Below are 18,567 nucleotides of genomic sequence, written 5' to 3'. Positions count from 1 at the left end.
TTAGCCCGCGTGGCGCTCCGGGGTCAAGGAAACCGCCGTTAATTTCTTTGGACGACGCACTGTCCGCCGGCACTTTTCAGGCTGCCGCAGAACTGTGAGGCCTCGTCGGGCGAGCCGAACGGCCCGACCATGGCGCGATAATACACGCCCTTGTCGCCGAGATCGGCGCGCTTGATCAGCGGCGGATGCGATCCGAGCACCGAGCCGAACTTGCTCTGCAGCGCGCGATACGAGGCCTTGGCGTCGGCCTCAGAGCGTTGCGAGGAGACCTGCACGACATAGCCGCCGCTGGTCGCCGGCTGCTCGGTGGGTTGCGTCGAGGCGACCCGCGCCCGCGGCTCGGCGGGCTGGCTCTGCGGCGACAGCGACAGCGGCGCATTGGCGGTCGAGGCATTGGCGTTGGCGACCGGAGCCGGCGGCGTCCGCGTCGCGGCCGGCGCAGTCACCGCCGGCTTGGTTGCGGGCCGTCCATTCGGCGCCGCCGACGGATCGGCCTGATCCGGACGGACGCTGAGCGTCTTGATCTTGCGCGGCTCCTCGCCGAGCGCGCCGGTCGAGTTGGCGGAGAGCTGCTTGCCGGCCGGCGCCACGCTGGCGGCCGACGGCGGACTGGAATTCTGCGCCAGCGGCGGCAGCACCACGCGCGGCATGGCCTTGCTCGGATCCTGCGGCTGCTCTTCGCGCGAAATCAGGGTCTCGACGGTGTTGCCCGCGGCCAGCCGATCCTGGATCGGCTTGCCGGCGTCGGCGGCGGACGGCGGGACCACCTTGATCGGGGCGGTATCGGCCTTGATCACCGGCGGCTCGCCGCTGCGCGGCGATCCGACATAGGTGCGATAGCCATAGGCCCCGGCGGTCCCTATCACGCCGAGCGCCAGCACCGCCGCGATGGTCAGCATGCCGCTGCGGCGCCGTGGCGGTTCGCTGGCCTGCTCGGCATAGCCGTCGGAATAGTCGTAGGGCTGATCGGAATAGGCTTCCTGCTGCGGATGCAGATAGCCTTGCGACGGTTCGACCGCGCCATACAGCGCGTCGTCATAGCGCGACGGATCGGCCGGCTGCGCCGCGGTGACCTCGGCATAGAGTTGCTGATCGCGGTAGTCCGGCTCAGCGGCCGGCTGCGGGGTGGCATAGCGCTGGGCCGGATGCGCCGACATCGCCGGCTCCTGGCGGAACGCGGTGTCGCGCCGGTTCTGCATCCAGGACGGCAGCGGCGCGACCGGCGCCTCGTAGTCCGGCTCCGGCGATTGCGGCGGCAAGCGAAACTCATCGCGCAACGGATCATGCTCGGGCTCGACCGGCTGCTGCGCCGGCTGATTGGTCCGCGCGAAATTCGAGAACGGATCGGTCTGCCCGATCAGTCGCGCGAGTTCAGCCAGAGGATCGCCCTCGCCCTTGGCAGCCGTATTTTGACCGCCGCGGTAATCGTCATCCGCGGGAAAAGGTCTATCCTGGTATCGTTCAGCCATGGTGATGTCGCATCCCCTTCGGGAAAGCCGCCAACCCGCCGTTCAAACGAAACAGCCGCTGTGAAAGGCCGTCACGATCCCGACGTGACAACCGCCCCCGCCTAACGCATCTCGTCTGGTGCATGGACGCCGAGGACGGCGAGACCGGAAGCCAGGACCGAGACGGCACCCTGAACCAATGCCAGCCGTGCCTTGGTAATCTCTGCATCATTATTGATAATGAAGCGTAAATGAGGCAAATCGCGCCCGCGGGTCCAGAGCGCGTGGAATTCGCTGGCGAGTTCATAGAGATAGAACGCGATGCGGTGCGGCTCGTGGGCCAACGCCGCAGCTTCGACGATGCGCGGATAGAGCGCGAGCTGCCGCAGCAGGCCGAGCTCCGCGGTGTCGGTCAGCCGCTCCACCGCCGCATCGGCGAGGAACGCTGCGCGCGCCACCGCTTCGTCGGGCAGATCCGGAATCACCTCACGGGCGTTGCGGAACACAGAATGACCGCGGGCGTGGCCGTATTGCACGTAGAACACCGCGTTGTCCTTCGACTGCTCGATCACCTTGGCGAGGTCGAAATCCAGCACCGCGTCGTTCTTGCGGAACAGCATCATGAACCGCACGGCGTCGGAGCCGACTTCGTCCACCACTTCGCGCAAGGTGACGAAGTCGCCGGAGCGCTTCGACATTTTCACCGGCTCGCCATTGCGCAGCAGCTTTACGAGCTGCACGATCTTGACATCGAGCGCGCCCTGCCCGCCAGTCACCGCCTTGATCGCCGCCTGCACGCGCTTGATGTAGCCGCCGTGGTCGGAGCCCCAGACGTCGATCATGTTGCGGAAGCCGCGATCGAACTTGGTCTTGTGATAGGCGATGTCGGAGGCGAAGTAGGTGTAGGAGCCGTCCGACTTCAACAGCGGCCGGTCGACGTCGTCGCCATAGGCGGTGGCGCGGAACAGGGTCTGCTCGCGATCCTCGTAGTCCTCGATCGGCGCGCCCTTCGGCGGCGGCAGCCGACCCTCATAGACATCGCCCTTGGCGCGCAGGAAATCGATCGTCGCGGCGACGCGGTCGGTGTCGCCGGCGATCAGCGAACGCTCGGAAAAGAACTCCTCGTGGGTGATGTTGAGCGCCGCGAGGTCGCCGCGGATCATCTCCATCATCATGGCGATCGCCTTGGCGCGGGCGATCGGCAGCCATTCCGCCTCGTCCTGGTTCAGCAGCTTATCGCCATGTTCGGCGGCCAACGCCTCGCCGACCGGCTTCAAATAGTCGCCGGGATACAGCCCCTCGGGGATCTCGCCGATCTTTTCGCCGAGCGCCTCGCGGTAGCGCAGCAACGCGGAACGGGCCAGCACGTCGACCTGGGCGCCGGCGTCGTTGATGTAGTATTCGCGAGTGACGTCGTAGCCGGCGAAGTCCAAAAGGCTCGCCAGCGCGTCGCCGAACACCGCGCCGCGGCAATGCCCGACATGCATCGGGCCGGTCGGATTGGCCGAGACGTATTCGACGTTGACCTTCTCGCCGGCGCCGACGGAGCTACGGCCATAGCCGGCGCCTTGCGCCAGCACGGTGCGCAACGCTTCCGACCACACCTTGGGGTGCAGCGTCAGGTTGATGAAGCCCGGCCCGGCCACGTCGACCGAAGCCACCAGATCGTCGGCGCGAAGCTTCTCGGCGATCTTTTCGGCGAGATCGCGCGGCTTGGCCTTGGCTTCCTTGGCCAGCACCATCGCGGCGTTGGTCGCCATGTCGCCGTGGCTGGCATCCTTCGGCGGCTCCACCACGATGCGCGCAAGATCGATCCCGGCGGGCAGCGCGCCCTCGGCGGCCAGCGCGTCGCAGACCGCGTGGACGCGGGACAGCATGACGGCGAACAGATGCGGCGGCGATACGGACTCGAGCATGGGACTTGAAACCAAAACTTGCGCCGGATCATTCCGGCTGAGGGGCCTGTTGGCCGTGGGATAGCCGGTTTGCCGGCGGCGCGCCGCAAAACTTTCCGGGCGGCGCCGTCAGCGCCGTCGGCGGGAACCGGATTTGACTGGACCAGGAAGCACTTAACGCCGCCGCCTAACGCAATTCCGGAGTTAAGTCAAAAAGCCGCTGGTGCTCGGTCAGCGCGAAGCGGTCGGTCATCCCGGCGATGAAATTGCAGATTCGGCGCAGCCGGTCGGCTTCGGTCTCGCCCTGCCCGGCATTCGCCGGCAGCCATTCCGCCGGCAGATCCGCCGGATGGTCGCGATACCGCGCAAACAGCTCGAACACCACGGTCTGGGCGTCGTCCATCACCCGCATCACCCGCGGATGGCGATACATGTGGCGCTTGAGGAATCGCTTGATCAGCGCTTCGGCCTCCGCCACGTCCGGGGCGAAGCCGATCATCTCCTGGCCGGCCTCGCGCACCGCCTGCGCCGAAACGGGCCGCACCGAGCTGAGCCGCCGGCCGGCCTCGCTCACCGCCGCCCCGATCAGACAGGAAATCAGCTCGCGCACCAGCTCGGCGCCGCGCCGCGCCGGGTCGAGCCCAGGGTAACGTAAGTCGATCGCCGCGATCATCTGCGCGGTCAGCGGCATCTCGGCCAGGTCGTCGACCGCGAACAGCCCGGCGCGCAGCCCGTCGTCGATGTCGTGGGCGTCATAGGCGATGTCGTCGGCGATGCCGGCGACCTGCGCCTCCAGCGAGGCGTGGCTCCACAATTCCAGGTCGTAGCCGCGGTTGAACTCGACGATGCCGATCGGCACGCCGTGCGCGAGGTAGCGGCCGAGCGGCGCGCCGGCGCGGTCGGTCAAGGGCCCGTTGTGCTTGACGATGCCCTCCAGGGTTTCCCAGGTCAGGTTGAGACCGTTGAACTCCGGATAACGATGCTCCAGCGCGGTGACCACCCGCAGGCTCTGGGCATTGTGGTCGAAACCGCCATGGCCCTGCAGGCAGGCGTCGAGGGCGCGTTCGCCGGCATGGCCGAACGGCGGATGGCCGAGGTCATGGGCCAGCGCCAGCGTCTCGGTGAGGTCCTCGTCGAGCCCGATTTGGCGGGCGATGGCGCGGGCGATCTGCGCCACTTCCAGCGAATGCGTCAGCCTGGTGCGATAATGGTCGCCCTCGTGATAGACGAACACCTGGGTCTTGTGCTTCAGCCGGCGAAACCCGGTGGAATGGATCACCCGGTCGCAATCGCGCCGGAACGGGCTGCGGGTCTTGCTCGGCGGCTCGTCGACCAGCCGGCCGCGGCTCGCATCGGGATCGCAGGCGAACGCCGCGCGAGGAGCTGCCATTCCGACCGACACGATGCCTTGTTCCTTCTGCGATTGATTCCGCCAGCCGCCGCACTTAACTATGGCGGGCGGCTTATTCCAATGATTTGCAGCGCCGCGACGACTTCGGAGAGCCCTCATGACCGCCAGCGTCACCATCAGCGAACGCGCCGCGCGCCGGATCGGCGAGATTCTCACCAAAGAGGGTGACGGCGCGATGCTGCGGATCAGCGTCGAGGGCGGCGGCTGCTCGGGCTTTCAATACAAATTCGACGTCGAGCGCGCCAGGAATGCCGACGACACCGTGATCGCCCGCGACAGCGCGGTGGTGCTGGTGGATTCCGCCTCGGTGCCGTTCCTCGAGGGCGCCGAACTTGATTTCGTCGACGACCTGATCGGCGCCTCGTTCCGCGTCAACAATCCCAACGCCACCGCGTCCTGCGGCTGCGGCACCAGCTTCTCGATCTGAGCCCTTTGCGGCGTCACTCGCCGACGTCGCGCTGAACTGAGGGCGCGCGCAGCGCCCAGCGCTGCGCGTTGCGCGTGAGATCGATCCGCGCCAACGGCCCGGCATCGATCTTCCAGAAGCTTGTAGCCGGCGCCTGCAACACATGGATCACCGCCGCGCGAACAATCGCGGGGGGGCTGACCGCCAGCACCCTGCCCGACAGCTGCAATCCATCGAGCCACGCGCCGACCCGCGCGATCACCGCGGCGACCGATTCGCCGCCATGCGGCGCGGCATCCGGCGACGACATCCACAGCGCCAACGCCTCCGGCTCGGCGGCGGCAACCTCGGCGATCGGCTGCCCGCGCCAGCGACCCGAATCGGCATCGCGCAGCTCCGTGATCACCTCGGCATCCAGCCGCAGCGCCGTGGCGGTCTGCAGCGCCGCGCGCGCCGGACTGCTCAGCACGCGGCCATAGCGCGGCAAGCTCGCAGCGAGCGCCGCTGCAGCCGCGATCCCCTTCTCGTCCAGAGCTTCGTCATCCGCAAACGCGGCGGCGCGGGTCGCTGCGGTCGGCGCATGGCAAAGCAAGGTGAGATGGAGCGTCATGTCAGGCCCTGTGCGGTTCGAAGCAAGCGCTGTTACCACACGCCATGCCACGATCGGCTACGTTGACACTGCTGATGTGAACGGGCATCATTTGCCGTCTGCTATCGAAGGGAAGCTGGTGAAAACCCGGCACGGTCGCGCCACTGTAATCGGTCCTGCTGCGTCAGCTTGGATCGGAAGTCAGACCCCTCCGGAAGCCGTCATATCTCGAACGGGACGCGCAATCCCAGAGGAGTCTTTTCATGTCACACGTCGTATCCGCGCCGGCTCTGCAGCCCGCAATTCCTACCGTCATTCCGGTCCGCGAGATCCTGCCCTGGGCGATCTTCGGCGGCCTCTTGGCGATCATCGCCGTTTACTTCGTCGGCGCCGAACAGGGCGCGTTGTCGATGTTCGACGGCATGTATGTGCATGAATTCCTGCACGACGGCCGCCATCTGCTCGGCTTCCCCTGCCACTGAGCATAAGGCCGACACATCATGGTTAGAACTCTCCTGGTCCGGGGGATGCTGGTTGGCATCCTCGCCGGACTGCTGGCGGCTGGCTTCGCCTATCTGTTCGGCGAGCCGCAAGTCGATCTCGCCATCGCCTTCGAAGAGCACGCCAGTGCTGCCGCCGGTGCCGCCGCCGAAGCCGAGCCCGAACTGGTCAGCCGCGCGGTGCAAAGCACGCTCGGGCTGTTCACCGGCATCGTCGTGGTGGGCTGCGCGCTCGGCGGCATTTTCGGGCTGGCCTTCGCCTATTTCCACGGCCGGCTCGGCCGCTGGTCGCCGTTGCTGACCGCCGCCGTGCTCGCCGCCGCCGGCTTCATCGTCCTGGTGGTGGTGCCGCAGCTGAAATACCCGGCCAATCCGCCGGCGGTCGGCAGCCCCGACAGCATCGCCGCGCGCACCGGGTTCTATTTCCTGCTGCTCGGCCTGTCGATCGCCGTGGCGATTGCGGCGCTCGGCACCGCGCGCCAGCTGATGGCGCGGCTGGGGGGCTGGAGCGCGGCGCTGATCGGGATCGCGATCTACGCGATCGCGATGGCCGGCGTGATGCTGGCGCTGCCGTCGATCAGCGAGGTGCCGGCGGACTTCTCCGCCGACGTGCTGTGGAATTTCCGCGCCGCCTCGCTCGGCATCGGCGCGGTGCTGTGGGCGACGCTCGGTCTGGCATTCGGCGCATTGACGCAGCGGCAGCTCACGGCGGGCCGCGGCCGTTAGGCGACCACGCACAAACAGGTGCGCTCCCCCGGGAGCGCACCGCCGCGCCAGGGATATCATCATGACGCGCCTGGGCCTGACGCGAAGCCGGCTGCTCACCGCCACTGTGCTGCTCGTCGTCGCGGCGACGCTGACCCCGGCGGCCGCCCACCACCGCACCGGCGGCCCCACCACCGGCATCGCGATCCCGAGCCTCTCGCACGGCCAGATGGCGGTGCTCGACGCCAACCGTGCCGCGATCCTGGCGCTCGCCGAGCGTCAGCCGCAGCGCGACGAGCGGTTTTCGCGGATCCTGAACTACGCCCGCATCCAATACGCGATCTGCCTGTGGGGGCTGATGCCGGGCGCCATCGACAACGACGACAGCCCGTTCAACGAATGCGCCCACGCCTATCTCGCCGCGACCCGCGCCTTGCTTTCGGCGATGAGCGAGACCGCGCCGCCGGCGGCCGAAGCGCACACGCTCGCCGCCAAGGTCGACCGCGAATTGCTGCTGAACGGCACGCTGGAGCTGTGCAGCTTCAGCGGCGAGACCTTCAACACCGCCGACGTGGTGCAGCCGCACTGGACCGACGTGCCCGGCCATCTGCCGAGCCTGGCGGTGTTGGGAAGCGTGGCGCTGGCGGCGATCGGCGGCGTGGCGCTCGCCGCGCGTCCGGGGCGCCGGCGTCGCGGGTGACGAGCCGAGCGTAAGCTACTCCGCCGCCTCGATCCGCGGCCGTCCGGCGTCGCCGACCGTATCGAGTTGCGGCTCGAGCTTGCGCTTCAGCCTTCGGTCGACCTTGTCGAGATAGATGTAGATCACCGGCGTGATGAACAGCGTCAACAGCTGCGAGACGCACAGCCCGCCGACCACCGCGACGCCGAGCGGCTGGCGCAATTCGGCGCCCGCCCCCGCTCCCAAGGCAATCGGCAGCGTGCCGAAGATCGCCGCGAAGGTGGTCATCATGATCGGGCGAAACCGCAGCAGCGCCGCCTCGCGGATCGCCTGCTCGGCGGAAAGACCGAATCGCCGGCGCTCCAGCGCGAAGTCGACCATCATGATGGCGTTCTTCTTGACGATGCCGACCAGCATGACGATGCCGATCATCGCGATCACCGACAACTCCATGTTGAACAACATCAGCGTCAGGATCGCGCCGATGCCGGCCGAGGGCAGCCCGGAGATGATGGTGATCGGGTGGATGAAGCTCTCGTAGAGAATGCCGAGGATCACGAAGGCGGCGAACACCGCGGCCAGGATCAACACGCCCTGCCCGCGCAGTGAATCCTGGAACACCTGCGCGGTGCCGGAGAAGCCTGTGGCAATGGTCACCGGCAGATTGGACTGCGCCTCGATCCTGGTGATTTCATCGACCGCGTAGCCCAGCGAATTGCCGGGCGCGAGGTTGAACGAGATCGTCACCGCGGGCTGCTGGCCCTGGTGGTTGATCTGCAGCGGGCCCACCGTCGGCACCAGCTTTGCCACCACGTCCATCGGAATGGTCTGGTTGGCGGCGGTCTTCATGTAGAGCTTCGACAGATCGGAGGGATCGACCCGGAACTGCGGCTGCGCTTCCAGGATGATCTGGTAGTCGTTCGACGGCATGTAGATGGTGCCGACCTGGCGCGAGCCGTAGGCGTTGTAGAGCTGGTTGCGCACCTGATCGACGGTGATGCCGTAGACCGCGGCCTTCTCGCGGTCGATCTCCACCGTCAGCTGCGGGTTCTTGATGTAGAGGTCGGTGGTGACGTCCAACAGCCCCGGCACCTTGGCGATCTTGTCGCGCATTTCCGGCGCCAGCCGGTACAGCGCCTCGGTGTCACCGCTCTGCAAGACGTACTGATACTGGCTCTTCGACGGCCGCCCGCCGATGTTGAGATTCTGGATGCTCTGGAAGAACGCCTGCAGCCCCGGCACCTGCATCGCGGTCTCGCGCAGCCGCGCCATCACCACCGGCGCGCTTTCGCGCTCGCTTTGCGGCTTCAGCGCGATGAACAGCCGGCCGTAATTGCCGGTCGGATTGGGGCCGCCGGAGCCGACCGTTGAGTTGATGTAATCGACCGCCGGGTCGGATTTCAGGATCGCCACCAGCGCCTGCTGGCGCACCGTCATCGCCTCGAACGAAGTGTCGGTGGCGGCCTCGGTGACGCCGGTGAGAAAGCCGGTGTCCTCCTGCGGAAAGAAGCCCTTTGGCACGATCATATAGAGATAGACCGTGCCGCCGAGCGTCGCCAACGTCAGCAGCAGCATCAGCGCCTTGCGCTTCAACACATGGTCGAGCGCCCATTCGTAGCCGCGCAGCCAGGCCGCGAACATCGCCTCGAACACCCGAAGAACGACGTTCTCCTTCTTGTGCGGGTCGTGCGCCTTCAACACCCGCGCGCACAGCATCGGCGTCAGCGTCAGCGACACGAAGCCCGACACCACGATCGCAGCCGCAATCGTCACCGCGAATTCGCGGAACACGCGGCCGACGATGCCGCCCATCAGCAGCACCGGGATGAACACCGCGATCAGCGAAAACGTGATCGAGATGATGGTGAAGCCGATCTCGCGGGCGCCCTTCAGCGCCGCCTCGAACGGCCGCATGCCGTGCTCGATGTGGCGGACGATGTTCTCCAGCATCACGATGGCGTCGTCGACCACGAAGCCGACCGACAGCGTCAGCGCCAGCAGCGTCATGTTGTTGATCGAGAAATCCAACATATACATCACCGCGCAGGTGCCGAGCAGCGAGATCGGCACCGCCAGCGCGGGAATGAAGGTGGCCCAGGCCGAGCGCAGGAACAGGAAGATCACCAGGATCACCAGCACCACGGCGATCAGCAGCGTCTCCTCAACGTCGGCGACGGCCTGCCGCACCGACACCGAGCGGTCCATCATCACGCTGACGTTGATCGAGGGCGGGATCTGCGCGCGCAGCCCCGGCAGCTTGGCGCGCACCCCGTCGACCACCGCCACCGTATTGGCGTCGGGCTGCTTCTGGATCGCCAGCACGATGGCGCGGGTGTCGTTCAGCCAGGTGGCGATCTTGTCGTTCTCGACGCTGTCATAGATCCGCGCCACCTCGTCGAGCTTGACGGGCGAGCCGTTGCGCCAGGCCACCACGATGTGGCGATAGTCCGCGGCCTTGTCCATCTGGCCGGAGGCCTGCAGCGAGATGTCCTGCTTCGGCCCGTTCAGGGTGCCGACCGGGGTCGAGGAATTGGCCCGCGCCACCGCGGTGCGGATATCTTCCAGCGACAGCCCGCGCGCCGCCGCAGCTTCCGGATCGGCCTGCACCCGCACGGCGAATTTCTGCGCGCCGAAGATCATCACCTGCGCCACGCCCGGCACCTGCGACAGCGCCTGGCCGATGGTGATGTCGCCATATTCGTTGACCGCCGACAGCGGCAGCGTCGCCGAACTCAGCGACACGAACAGCACCGGGAAGTCGGCCGGGTTCACCTTGCGGAAGCTCGGCGGCGTGGTCATTTCGATCGGCAGCCGGCGCTGCGCGATGGTCAGCGCGGTCTGCACGTCGAGCGCCGCGGCGTCGATGTTGCGGTTGAGGTCGAACTGGATGGTGATTGCGGTGGTGCCCTGCGACGAGCTCGACGACATCGACGAGATCCCGGCGATGGTCGAGAGCTGCCGCTCGATCACGCCGGCGACCGACGCCGCCATGGTATCGGGGCTGGCGCCGGGCAAGGTGGCGGTCACCGCGATGGTCGGGAAGTCGACCTTGGGCAGCGCCGAGACCGGCAAGAGGCGGAAGCCGAAGATGCCGAAGGCGATGATCGACGCGGTGATCAGCGTCGTCATCACCGGGCGGCGGATGCAGACTTCGGAGAGCGTCATGGCTCAGGCCCCGGCTTTGCGGGCGCGCGCCTCGACCTTGGTGCCGTCCGACAGCAGCAACTGCCCGTCGGTCACCACCTCTTCGCCGCCGCGAAGGCCGTCGGCGATCACCGACAGCCCCTGATAAGTACGCTCGACCTTGACCGGCTGCACATGCGCGGCGCCGTCCCTGACCACGAACACGAAATTGCCGGTCTGGCTGCGCTGCACCGCCACGGTCGGCACCACCACTGCGGTCTCGCTGCGCACGATCAGCTTGGTGGTGACCAGCGTGCCCGGCCACAACGTCTCGTCACCGTTGTCCATGATGCCGCGGACCGTGACCATGCCGGTGGTGGAATCGACGCTGTTCTCAACCATCGCCACCTTGCCGGCCTCCGAGCGCCCGCTGCCGGGGATCGTCGCGATCACCCGCGTGGTGTCGGCGGCGATGGCGTCGCGCAGCTCGGCCAGCACCCGCTGCGGCACCGCGAACGACACATAGACCGGCGCCATCTGGTTGATGGTCGCCAGCGGCGTGGTGTCGGCCGGACGAACGAAATTGCCGATCTTGACGTTGGCGGCGCTGATTCTCCCGGCGAACGGCGCCCGGATGGTGGTGAAGCTCTTCTGAACCTTGAGATTGTCCAGCGCCGACTGGGCGGCCTTGATGGTGCCGCTGAGGATGTCGAACTGGGTCTTGGCGTTGTCGAGGTTGACCTGGGTGGTGGCGCCCTTGCCGATCAGGTCGCCGAACCGCTTGAGGTCGCGCTCGGCGCCGGCGCGCTGCGCCTGGTCGCGCGCCAGATTGCCCTCGGCCTGCTCGATCTGCGCGTCGATCTGCCGGGCGTCCAGCGTGAACAACAGCTGGCCCTCTTCGACCCTGGCGCCGTCCTGGAAATGCACCGCGATGATGGTGGTCTCGAGCCGGGATTTCAGCGCCACACTGGAGATCGGCGTCACCATGCCGATGGCGTCGACATCGATCGGCACGGCCTTTCGTTCGGCGCGGGCAATTTCCACCGCCACCACCCGGGCGCCCTGCGGGGCCTGGACGTTGGCGCCGTCCGCCATCCAAGACGACCGCGTGAGATAGCCGCCGACCACCACGACGCCGAGCAAGGCTGCGACGACAATCCGATTCCGCTTGTTCATGACACCCTGCGTGGTCGGGCCCGCCGGGGACCGCGACCTCTGGTTCCTCTGGCCTCGCCGCGCCAAGCCACTTTTGTGCTGTGATGGAATGACTTATCACAGGCGACCTGCCCGTGGTATGCCGCCCAGCTTAATTCGCGGTAAGGAAGGCCGTTATGCGTATCGCGACGTGGAACGTTAATTCTGTGCGACAACGGCTCGACCATCTGCTGGTCTGGCTGAAGGACTGCGCGCCCGACATCGTCTGCCTGCAGGAGATCAAATGCGTCGACGAGGCGTTCCCGCGCGAAGCGATCGAGGCGTTGGGCTACAACGTGGTGACGCACGGCCAGAAGACCTTCAACGGCGTCGCGCTGCTGTCGAAATATCCGCTGGAGGAAGCCACGCCGCGGCTGGCCGGCGATGACGACGACCTGCACGCCCGCTTCATCGAGGGCGTGGTGTCGCTGAAGACCGGCGTGGTGCGCGTCGCCTGCCTCTATCTGCCCAATGGCAATCCGCCGGAGACCGAGAAATACACCTACAAGCTCAAATGGATGTCGCGGCTTCTTGAGTATTCGAAGGAGCGGCTGAAAACCGAGGAGCCGCTGATCCTGGCCGGCGATTTCAACGTCATTCCGGCGCCCCGCGACGTTCACAATCCGGCTGCCTGGGTCGGCGACGCGCTGTTCAAGCCGCAGACCCGCGAGAGTTTCCAGGCGCTGCTCGGGCTCGGGCTCACCGACGCGCTGCGCGCGGTGACCGATGCGCCCTCGCAATACACGTTCTGGGACTATCAGGCCGGCGCCTGGCAGAAGAACTGGGGCATCCGCATCGACCACCTCTTGCTGTCGCCGCAGGCCGCCGACCGGCTGACCGGCGTCGGCATCAACAAGCACGTCCGCGCTTGGGAAAAGCCCTCCGACCACGTGCCGGTGTGGATCGATCTGGATCTTGCGGCAGCGTGAGGCTGGCTTGGCTTTGGGTTTAACTGACGCCGCGGCTGCTTCCCAACGCTAAAGTTCGGCGTGCCCCGGACGCAGCGCAACGCGCCGCGCTTGCGGCGTGGTGCGCTGCAGAGCCGGGGCCGTTGCGGAACGAGGCCTGAGAGGTTGCCGACGTAATAGTCCCGGCTCTGCGGCACAGCGCTACGCGCTGCGCCTTGTCCGGGACACGTCGCAATAGGAGTCTGCGGGGGGAGGTTCGCTGCGAACGCCGGGCAAGCGAAAGCAGCTCAGTCCTTGCGGCCCTGGACCCAGTGCTCGAGCATCTGCAGCGCCATGGCGCGGTCGTCTTCGGAGGCCTTGGCGATCGCCTTGTTGTAGCTGTCCTTGATCCAGGTCTCGTCGGGGGCGGCCGAGTCGCGGGCCAACGTCAGCCACATCAGGCCGCGCGCCGCCTGCTTCGGCAATTGCTCGCCGTTGAACAGCATCTGGCCGAGCAGCGCCTGGGCCTGGTGCTGGCCCTTCTGCGCGGCGAGGCCGAGCCAGCGCGCGCCGTAGCGCGAATCGCGCGGCGTGCCGACGCCGTTGAGATACAGCCGGGCCAGATCGTATTGCGCGTCGGCATTGCCGAAATACGACGCCGCGTAGGAGAACATCTCCCGCGCCCGCTCGGCGTCGGCCTTGACCTTTGAGTTCGGAATGCCGCCGAGATAATAGCGCCCGAGCGCCACGAAGGCGTTGGCGACGATCGCCGCCTGCGGCGCCGACGGGCTGTCCTCGGCGTGCGCATTGGCGATCCGGCTGAAATATTCGAACGCCACCACGTCGTCCTGGGCGACGCCGTCGCCGATCGCGTACATCCGGCCGAGCTTCCACTGCGCCACCGGGTGGCCGCCCTCGGCGGCATATTGCAGCGCGGTCAGCGAGGTGATCGGCGCCGCCGCCTTCTTCATCGTGGCGACCGCGCCGGGCTGCGCCGCCGCCACCGGGATCGCGGTCTCCTCGCCGGTGACCGGCGTGCCTTCGAACGCCCCCGCCGGCGCCGCCGACAGCACGCCCAGCAACATCACAACTGAAAACCGACGCTCAAACATCCGCATAACACTGTTTCTCGTGCGAACCACCCGGATGGGTCACCGCGCCACCGACCGCGGGTCCGACTTGCTGGGCATACTTCCACAACGCGCCTGACGAATGGTTGGTCTCGCGCGGTTGCCAGTTGGATTTGCGCGCGGAGAGTTCGGCCTCGGTCAATTTTACGTTAAGCGTGCCGGCCACCGCGTCGATCTCGATGATGTCGCCGTCCTGCAACAGTGCGATCGGACCGCCGAGTGCCGCTTCCGGGCCGACATGGCCGATGCAGAAGCCGCGGGTGGCGCCGGAGAACCGGCCGTCGGTGATCAGCGCGATCTTGCCGCCCATGCCCTGCCCGGTCAGCGCCGCGGTGGTCGACAGCATCTCGCGCATGCCGGGACCGCCGCGCGGCCCCTCGTAGCGGATTACGATCACTTCGCCTTCGCGATAGGTCTTGTTCTGCACCGCCTCGAAGGCGTCTTCTTCGCGGTCGAAGCAGCGCGCCGGGCCGGTGAATTTCAGATTGGACATCCCGGCGACCTTCACGATCGCGCCCTCGGGGGCGAGGTTGCCCTTCAGCCCGACCACCCCACCGGTCACGGTGATCGGGTGATCCGCTGAGCGCACCACGTCCTGGTCGGGATTCCATTTCACGGTCTTCAAATTTTCCGCAATCGTCCGGCCGGTGACCGTCAGGCAGTCGCCGTGCAGGTAGCCATGATCGAGCAATGTTTTCATCAGAAGCGGTATGCCGCCAACTTCGTACATGTCTTTGGCGACATAACGGCCGCCTGGTTTCAAATCCGCGACATAGGGTGTCTTTTTGAAGATTTCGGCGACGTCAAATAGGTCAAATTTGATTCCACATTCATGCGCGATCGCCGGCAGATGCAGCGCCGCATTGGTCGAGCCGCCGGAGGCCGCCACCACGGCGGCAGCGTTCTGCAGCGCCTTCAGCGTGACGATGTCGCGCGGCCGGATGTTCTTGGCGATCAGCGTCATGATCTGCTCGCCGGCGGTCATGCAGAACGCGTCGCGGATTTCGTAGGGCGCCGGTGCGCCGGCCGAATACGGCAGCGCCAGGCCGATCGCCTCGGAGACCGTCGCCATGGTGTTGGCGGTGAACTGGGCGCCGCAGGCGCCGGCCGAGGGGCACGCCACCCGCTCGATTTCGTCGAGGTCGGCGTCCGACATCGCGCCGACCGAATGCTTGCCGACCGCCTCGAACATGTCCTGCACGGTGACCTGCTGGCCGCGGAAGGTGCCGGGCAGGATCGAGCCGCCATAGATGAAGATCGACGGCACGTTGAGCCGGACCATCGCCATCATCATCCCGGGCAAAGACTTGTCGCAGCCGGCGAGCCCGACCAGCGCGTCATAGGAATGGCCGCGGATCGTCAGCTCGACGGAATCGGCGATGACTTCGCGCGACGGCAGCGACGAGCGCATGCCGTCATGGCCCATGGCGATGCCGTCGGTGACGGTGATGGTGCAGAACTCGCGCGGGGTGCCGCCGGCGGCGGCGACGCCCTTCTTCACCGCCTGGGCCTGGCGCATCAGCGAGATGTTGCAGGGGGCGGCTTCATTCCAGCACGACGCCACGCCGACGAAGGGCTGGTGGATCTGCTGCGTGGTCAACCCCATGGCATAGAGATAGGAGCGGTGCGGCGCCCGCTCCGGGCCTTCCGTCACGTGACGGCTGGGCAACCTCGCCTTGATGTTAGAGTTGGCGTCCACGATCTGTTTCCTCGGCCATTTGTTGTTGTCAGCCTGAAAAACCGGAGAGGTTTTCCATCGCCTTCGCAACACGGACGGCCAATTTGCTCTACAGGAAATGATTTCGTGGAGGGGTGTGGCTAAATAGCGGCGCAGGCAAGGAGCACCTGCGGTCAGGGTTAAATGTTAAAGAACTGTGGCGGCAAAGCAACATTCGTTGCGCGCCGGCCACCATTATCAGGCCGCTGTCACAGCGGGAAATGGGTGCCTGAGGCCTCAGGCGTTCAGCACCTGGCCGTAGGCGTCCAGCACGGCTTCCTTCATCATCTCCGACAGCGTCGGATGCGGGAAGATGGTGTGCATCAACTCGGCCTCCGTGGTCTCCAGGTTCATCGCCACCACGTAGCCCTGGATCAGTTCGGTGACCTCGGCGCCGATCATATGCGCGCCGAGCAACTGCCCGGTTGCCTTGTCGAAGATCACCTTGACCAGGCCCTGGTCCTCGCCGAGCGCGATCGCCTTGCCGTTGCCGGCGAACGGGAAGCGGCCGACCCGGATCTCGCGGCCGCCCTCCTTGGCCTTGGCTTCGGTGAGCCCGACCGAGGCGATCTGCGGATTGCAATAGGTGCAGCCCGGAATCATCTGCTTGTTCATCGGATGCGGGTCGAGGCCCTTGATCGCCTCGACGCAGATCACGCCCTCATGCTCGGCCTTGTGCGCCAGCATCGGCGGACCTGCGACGTCGCCGATCGCGTAGATCCCGGGGACGTTGGTCTTGCCATAACCGTCGATCACCACGCAGCCGCGCTCGGTCTTCACCCCGAGCTTCTCCAACCCGAGGTTCTCGATATTGCCGACCACGCCCACGGCGGAGATCACCCGGTCGAATTCGACCGCTTCGGTCTTTTTGCCGTCGTCGATGGTGGCGATGACGCTGTCGGCCTTCTTCTCCAGCTTGCTGACCTTGGTGCCGGTCAGGATCTTGATGCCCTGCTTCTCGAACCGCTTGCGGGCAAGGCCTGCGATCTCGGCGTCCTCGACCGGAAGCACCTGCGGCAGCACCTCGACCACGGTGACCTTGCTGCCCATCGTGTGGAAGAACGACGCGAATTCGATGCCGATCGCGCCGGAGCCGACCACCAGCAGCGACTTCGGAATCGCTTCCGGCACCATCGCCTCGAAATAGGTCCAGACCAGCTTCTTGTCGGGCTCGAGCCCGGGCAGCACGCGCGGCCGCGCCCCGGTGGCGACGATGATGTGCTTGGCCTGATAGCTTCCCTCGCCCAGCGCGCCCTTCGGGCCTTCGGCCTTGGATGCCTTCACGGTGATCTTGCCCGGCGCGTCGATGGTCGCCGCACCCCAGATGATCTGCACCTTGTTCTTCTTCATCAGGAAGCCGACGCCGTCATTGAGGCGCTTGGAGACACCGCGCGAGCGTTGCACGACGGCCTTCGGATCGTAGCTGATATTGTCCGCCGACAGCCCAAAATCCTTGGCGTGCTGCATGGTGTGATAGATCTCCGCCGAGCGTAAGAGCGCCTTGGTCGGGATGCAGCCCCAGTTCAGGCAGATGCCGCCGAGATAGGACTTTTCCACGATCGCGGTCTTGAGGCCGAGCTGCGCTGCGCGGATCGCCGCCACATAGCCGCCGGGGCCGGAGCCGATGATGATGATGTCGAAGGAGGTGTCGGACATGCTTAGTCGCTCGCTTTCGTCATGTGACGCATTGTCGTTCAGCGGTTCTTCCCTCACCTATTGTGGGAGGGAAGAAATTCGTCTCCGCGGCGAACGCTTACACCACCATCATCACCGGATTCTCGATCAACAGCTTGAACGCGCCCAGCAGCTCCGCGCCGAGCGCGCCGTCGACGGCGCGGTGGTCGGTGGAGAGCGTGGCGCTCATCACGGTGGCGACCTCGACCTTGCCGTCGATCACCACGGCGCGCTGCTCGCCGGCGCCGACCGCCAGGATGGTGGCGTGCGGCGGGTTGATCACCGCGGCAAAGTCCTTGATGCCAAACATGCCGAGATTGGACACCGCGGTGCTGCCGCCCTGATATTCCTCCGGCTTCAGCCGGCGGTTGCGGGCGCGCGCGGCAAAGTCCTTCATCTCGCGCGAGATCGTCGACACCGATTTCAGATGCGCGTCGCGCACCACCGGGGTTATCAGCCCGCCGGGGATCGACACCGCGACGCCGACGTCGGAGGCGCGATGCTTCAGCATGGTGCCTTCGGTCCAGGTGACGTTGGCGTCGGGCACGCGCTGCAACGCCAGCGCCAGCGCCTTGATGATGAAATCATTGACCGAGAGCTTGTAGGCCGGCTTGCCGTCCTTGTCCTTCGGAGCCTGCGCATTGATCACCTCGCGCGCGGTCATCAGCCGATCGAGATTGCAGTCCATCGTCAGATAGAAATGCGGAATGGTCTGCTTCGCCTGCACCAGACGTTGCGCGATAATCCTGCGCATGCTGTCGTGCGGCACCTCCTCAAAGCTACCCTCTTTGAAATAGCCGCGGATCTGCTGATCCGACATCGACGGCGCAAGTTGCGGCGCGACCGAAGGCGGCGCGGCCGGCGCCTTCAGGCCCTTGCCGGACTTGGCCTCCTCGACGTCGCGAGCGATGACGCGGCCGTGCGGACCGGAGCCTTCGATGCGGCCGATCTCGATGCCGGCGTCCTTCGCCAGCCGCCGCGCCAGTGGCGAAGAGAACACCCGGCCGTTGCCGTGCGCGGCCTCGCCACCGGCACTGCCGGCTCCCTCTCCCCTCTGGGGAGAGGGTTGGGGTGAGGGGGCACTTTGTTTCGCGGACGGTTCTTTCGAGGAAGAATGGGGGGCGCCCCCCCCCCCGCCGGGGGGCGCGGGCGGGCGGCGGCCCCCCCCCAGGCGGCGGGGGGTGGGCCGGGGGGGGGGGGGGGGGCGGC

15 protein-coding genes are annotated in these 18,567 nt (G+C 66.6%); 5 read left to right on the top strand and 10 right to left on the bottom strand.

All coding sequences use genetic code 11. The features are described from left to right. Nucleotides 1-38: 38 nt before the first annotated feature. The 3 genes from HNR60_RS13080 to HNR60_RS13070 all read right to left on the bottom strand — a co-directional run bounded on the left by HNR60_RS13080 (nucleotide 39) and on the right by HNR60_RS13070 (nucleotide 4,745). Nucleotides 39-1,469 (bottom strand): SPOR domain-containing protein, encoded by a 1,431-nt coding sequence (locus HNR60_RS13080; protein WP_184258150.1) that lies wholly within the window; start codon nucleotides 1,467-1,469, stop codon nucleotides 39-41. 101 nt (nucleotides 1,470-1,570) lie between these two features. Further along, on the bottom strand, nucleotides 1,571-3,364 hold the full coding sequence (gene argS / locus HNR60_RS13075) for an arginine--tRNA ligase (RefSeq protein WP_184258148.1): 1,794 nt from the start codon (nucleotides 3,362-3,364) through the stop codon (nucleotides 1,571-1,573). 166 nt (nucleotides 3,365-3,530) lie between these two features. Continuing rightward, nucleotides 3,531-4,745, bottom strand: coding sequence for a deoxyguanosinetriphosphate triphosphohydrolase (locus tag HNR60_RS13070; protein WP_184258146.1), 1,215 nt, complete (start codon nucleotides 4,743-4,745; stop codon nucleotides 3,531-3,533). Between the two features lie 106 nt (nucleotides 4,746-4,851). Between HNR60_RS13070 and erpA the strand changes: the two genes are divergently transcribed. Then, nucleotides 4,852-5,181, top strand: coding sequence for an iron-sulfur cluster insertion protein ErpA (erpA, locus tag HNR60_RS13065; RefSeq protein ID WP_184258144.1), 330 nt, complete (start codon nucleotides 4,852-4,854; stop codon nucleotides 5,179-5,181). A 13-nt stretch (nucleotides 5,182-5,194) separates the two neighbouring features. On the opposite strand, the gene HNR60_RS13060 is transcribed toward erpA, so the two are convergent. Further along, nucleotides 5,195-5,770 (bottom strand): histidine phosphatase family protein, encoded by a 576-nt coding sequence (locus tag HNR60_RS13060; RefSeq protein ID WP_184258142.1) that lies wholly within the window; start codon nucleotides 5,768-5,770, stop codon nucleotides 5,195-5,197. A gap of 242 nt (nucleotides 5,771-6,012) precedes the next feature. Between HNR60_RS13060 and HNR60_RS13055 the strand changes: the two genes are divergently transcribed. The 3 genes from HNR60_RS13055 to HNR60_RS13045 all read left to right on the top strand — a co-directional run bounded on the left by HNR60_RS13055 (nucleotide 6,013) and on the right by HNR60_RS13045 (nucleotide 7,654). Then, entirely contained in the window at nucleotides 6,013-6,231 is a 219-nt protein-coding gene (locus HNR60_RS13055) for a CbtB domain-containing protein (RefSeq protein WP_184258140.1), read from the top strand. Between the two features lie 18 nt (nucleotides 6,232-6,249). Further along, entirely contained in the window at nucleotides 6,250-6,975 is a 726-nt protein-coding gene (locus tag HNR60_RS13050) for a CbtA family protein (RefSeq protein WP_184258138.1), read from the top strand. 61 nt (nucleotides 6,976-7,036) lie between these two features. Further along, nucleotides 7,037-7,654 (top strand): hypothetical protein, encoded by a 618-nt coding sequence (locus tag HNR60_RS13045; protein WP_184258136.1) that lies wholly within the window; start codon nucleotides 7,037-7,039, stop codon nucleotides 7,652-7,654. 15 nt (nucleotides 7,655-7,669) lie between these two features. Here HNR60_RS13045 and HNR60_RS13040 read toward each other — a convergent pair whose 3' ends face one another. Together HNR60_RS13040 and HNR60_RS13035 are read right to left on the bottom strand one after the other, a co-directional pair. Next, the gene (locus tag HNR60_RS13040; RefSeq protein ID WP_184258133.1) at nucleotides 7,670-10,798 is read right to left on the bottom strand and encodes an efflux RND transporter permease subunit; all 3,129 of its coding nucleotides are present in this window, start codon (nucleotides 10,796-10,798) and stop codon (nucleotides 7,670-7,672) included. 3 nt (nucleotides 10,799-10,801) lie between these two features. After that, nucleotides 10,802-11,932: an efflux RND transporter periplasmic adaptor subunit gene (locus HNR60_RS13035; RefSeq protein ID WP_184258131.1), complete on the bottom strand. Its 1,131-nt coding sequence runs from the start codon at nucleotides 11,930-11,932 to the stop codon at nucleotides 10,802-10,804. A 155-nt stretch (nucleotides 11,933-12,087) separates the two neighbouring features. Here HNR60_RS13035 and xth point away from each other — a divergent pair, with 155 nt between their 5' ends. Next, nucleotides 12,088-12,879, top strand: coding sequence for an exodeoxyribonuclease III (gene xth, locus HNR60_RS13030; protein ID WP_184258129.1), 792 nt, complete (start codon nucleotides 12,088-12,090; stop codon nucleotides 12,877-12,879). 266 nt (nucleotides 12,880-13,145) lie between these two features. Here the strand turns inward: xth and HNR60_RS13025 are convergent, their stop codons facing one another. The 4 genes from HNR60_RS13025 to HNR60_RS13010 form a co-directional block, all read right to left on the bottom strand. Further along, nucleotides 13,146-13,955: a tetratricopeptide repeat protein gene (locus tag HNR60_RS13025; RefSeq protein WP_184258127.1), complete on the bottom strand. Its 810-nt coding sequence runs from the start codon at nucleotides 13,953-13,955 to the stop codon at nucleotides 13,146-13,148. Then, nucleotides 13,942-15,666: a dihydroxy-acid dehydratase gene (gene ilvD, locus HNR60_RS13020; protein ID WP_184258125.1), complete on the bottom strand. Its 1,725-nt coding sequence runs from the start codon at nucleotides 15,664-15,666 to the stop codon at nucleotides 13,942-13,944. The genes HNR60_RS13025 and ilvD overlap by 14 nt, the downstream gene beginning before the upstream one ends. A 255-nt stretch (nucleotides 15,667-15,921) precedes the next feature. Continuing rightward, nucleotides 15,922-17,340: a dihydrolipoyl dehydrogenase gene (lpdA, locus tag HNR60_RS13015; protein WP_184258123.1), complete on the bottom strand. Its 1,419-nt coding sequence runs from the start codon at nucleotides 17,338-17,340 to the stop codon at nucleotides 15,922-15,924. Between the two features lie 97 nt (nucleotides 17,341-17,437). Then, nucleotides 17,438-18,567, bottom strand: a 1,130-nt coding sequence (locus tag HNR60_RS13010) for a 2-oxo acid dehydrogenase subunit E2 (RefSeq protein WP_246432927.1), incomplete at its 5' end; no start/stop codon positions are given.

Origin of the sequence: Rhodopseudomonas rhenobacensis (assembly GCF_014203125.1) — a bacterium.
GTDB lineage: Bacteria > Pseudomonadota > Alphaproteobacteria > Rhizobiales > Xanthobacteraceae > Rhodopseudomonas_A > Rhodopseudomonas_A rhenobacensis.
The sequence above is the reverse complement of the archived record's forward strand: the minus strand, read 5'-3'. Positions and strand labels throughout refer to the sequence as shown.

What these genes read in the sequence shown, in the direction of transcription:
- HNR60_RS13080 (WP_184258150.1), bottom strand. Translation starts at nt 1,469, where the DNA reads ATGGCTGAACGATACCAGGATAGACCTTTTCCCGCGGATGACGATTAC.
- argS (WP_184258148.1), bottom strand. Translation starts at nt 3,364, where the DNA reads ATGCTCGAGTCCGTATCGCCGCCGCATCTGTTCGCCGTCATGCTGTCC.
- erpA (WP_184258144.1), top strand. Translation starts at nt 4,852, where the DNA reads ATGACCGCCAGCGTCACCATCAGCGAACGCGCCGCGCGCCGGATCGGC.
- HNR60_RS13060 (WP_184258142.1), bottom strand. Translation starts at nt 5,770, where the DNA reads ATGACGCTCCATCTCACCTTGCTTTGCCATGCGCCGACCGCAGCGACC.
- HNR60_RS13055 (WP_184258140.1), top strand. Translation starts at nt 6,013, where the DNA reads ATGTCACACGTCGTATCCGCGCCGGCTCTGCAGCCCGCAATTCCTACC.
- HNR60_RS13050 (WP_184258138.1), top strand. Translation starts at nt 6,250, where the DNA reads ATGGTTAGAACTCTCCTGGTCCGGGGGATGCTGGTTGGCATCCTCGCC.
- HNR60_RS13045 (WP_184258136.1), top strand. Translation starts at nt 7,037, where the DNA reads ATGACGCGCCTGGGCCTGACGCGAAGCCGGCTGCTCACCGCCACTGTG.
- HNR60_RS13040 (WP_184258133.1), bottom strand. Translation starts at nt 10,798, where the DNA reads ATGACGCTCTCCGAAGTCTGCATCCGCCGCCCGGTGATGACGACGCTG.
- HNR60_RS13035 (WP_184258131.1), bottom strand. Translation starts at nt 11,932, where the DNA reads ATGAACAAGCGGAATCGGATTGTCGTCGCAGCCTTGCTCGGCGTCGTG.
- xth (WP_184258129.1), top strand. Translation starts at nt 12,088, where the DNA reads ATGCGTATCGCGACGTGGAACGTTAATTCTGTGCGACAACGGCTCGAC.
- HNR60_RS13025 (WP_184258127.1), bottom strand. Translation starts at nt 13,955, where the DNA reads ATGCGGATGTTTGAGCGTCGGTTTTCAGTTGTGATGTTGCTGGGCGTG.
- lpdA (WP_184258123.1), bottom strand. Translation starts at nt 17,340, where the DNA reads ATGTCCGACACCTCCTTCGACATCATCATCATCGGCTCCGGCCCCGGC.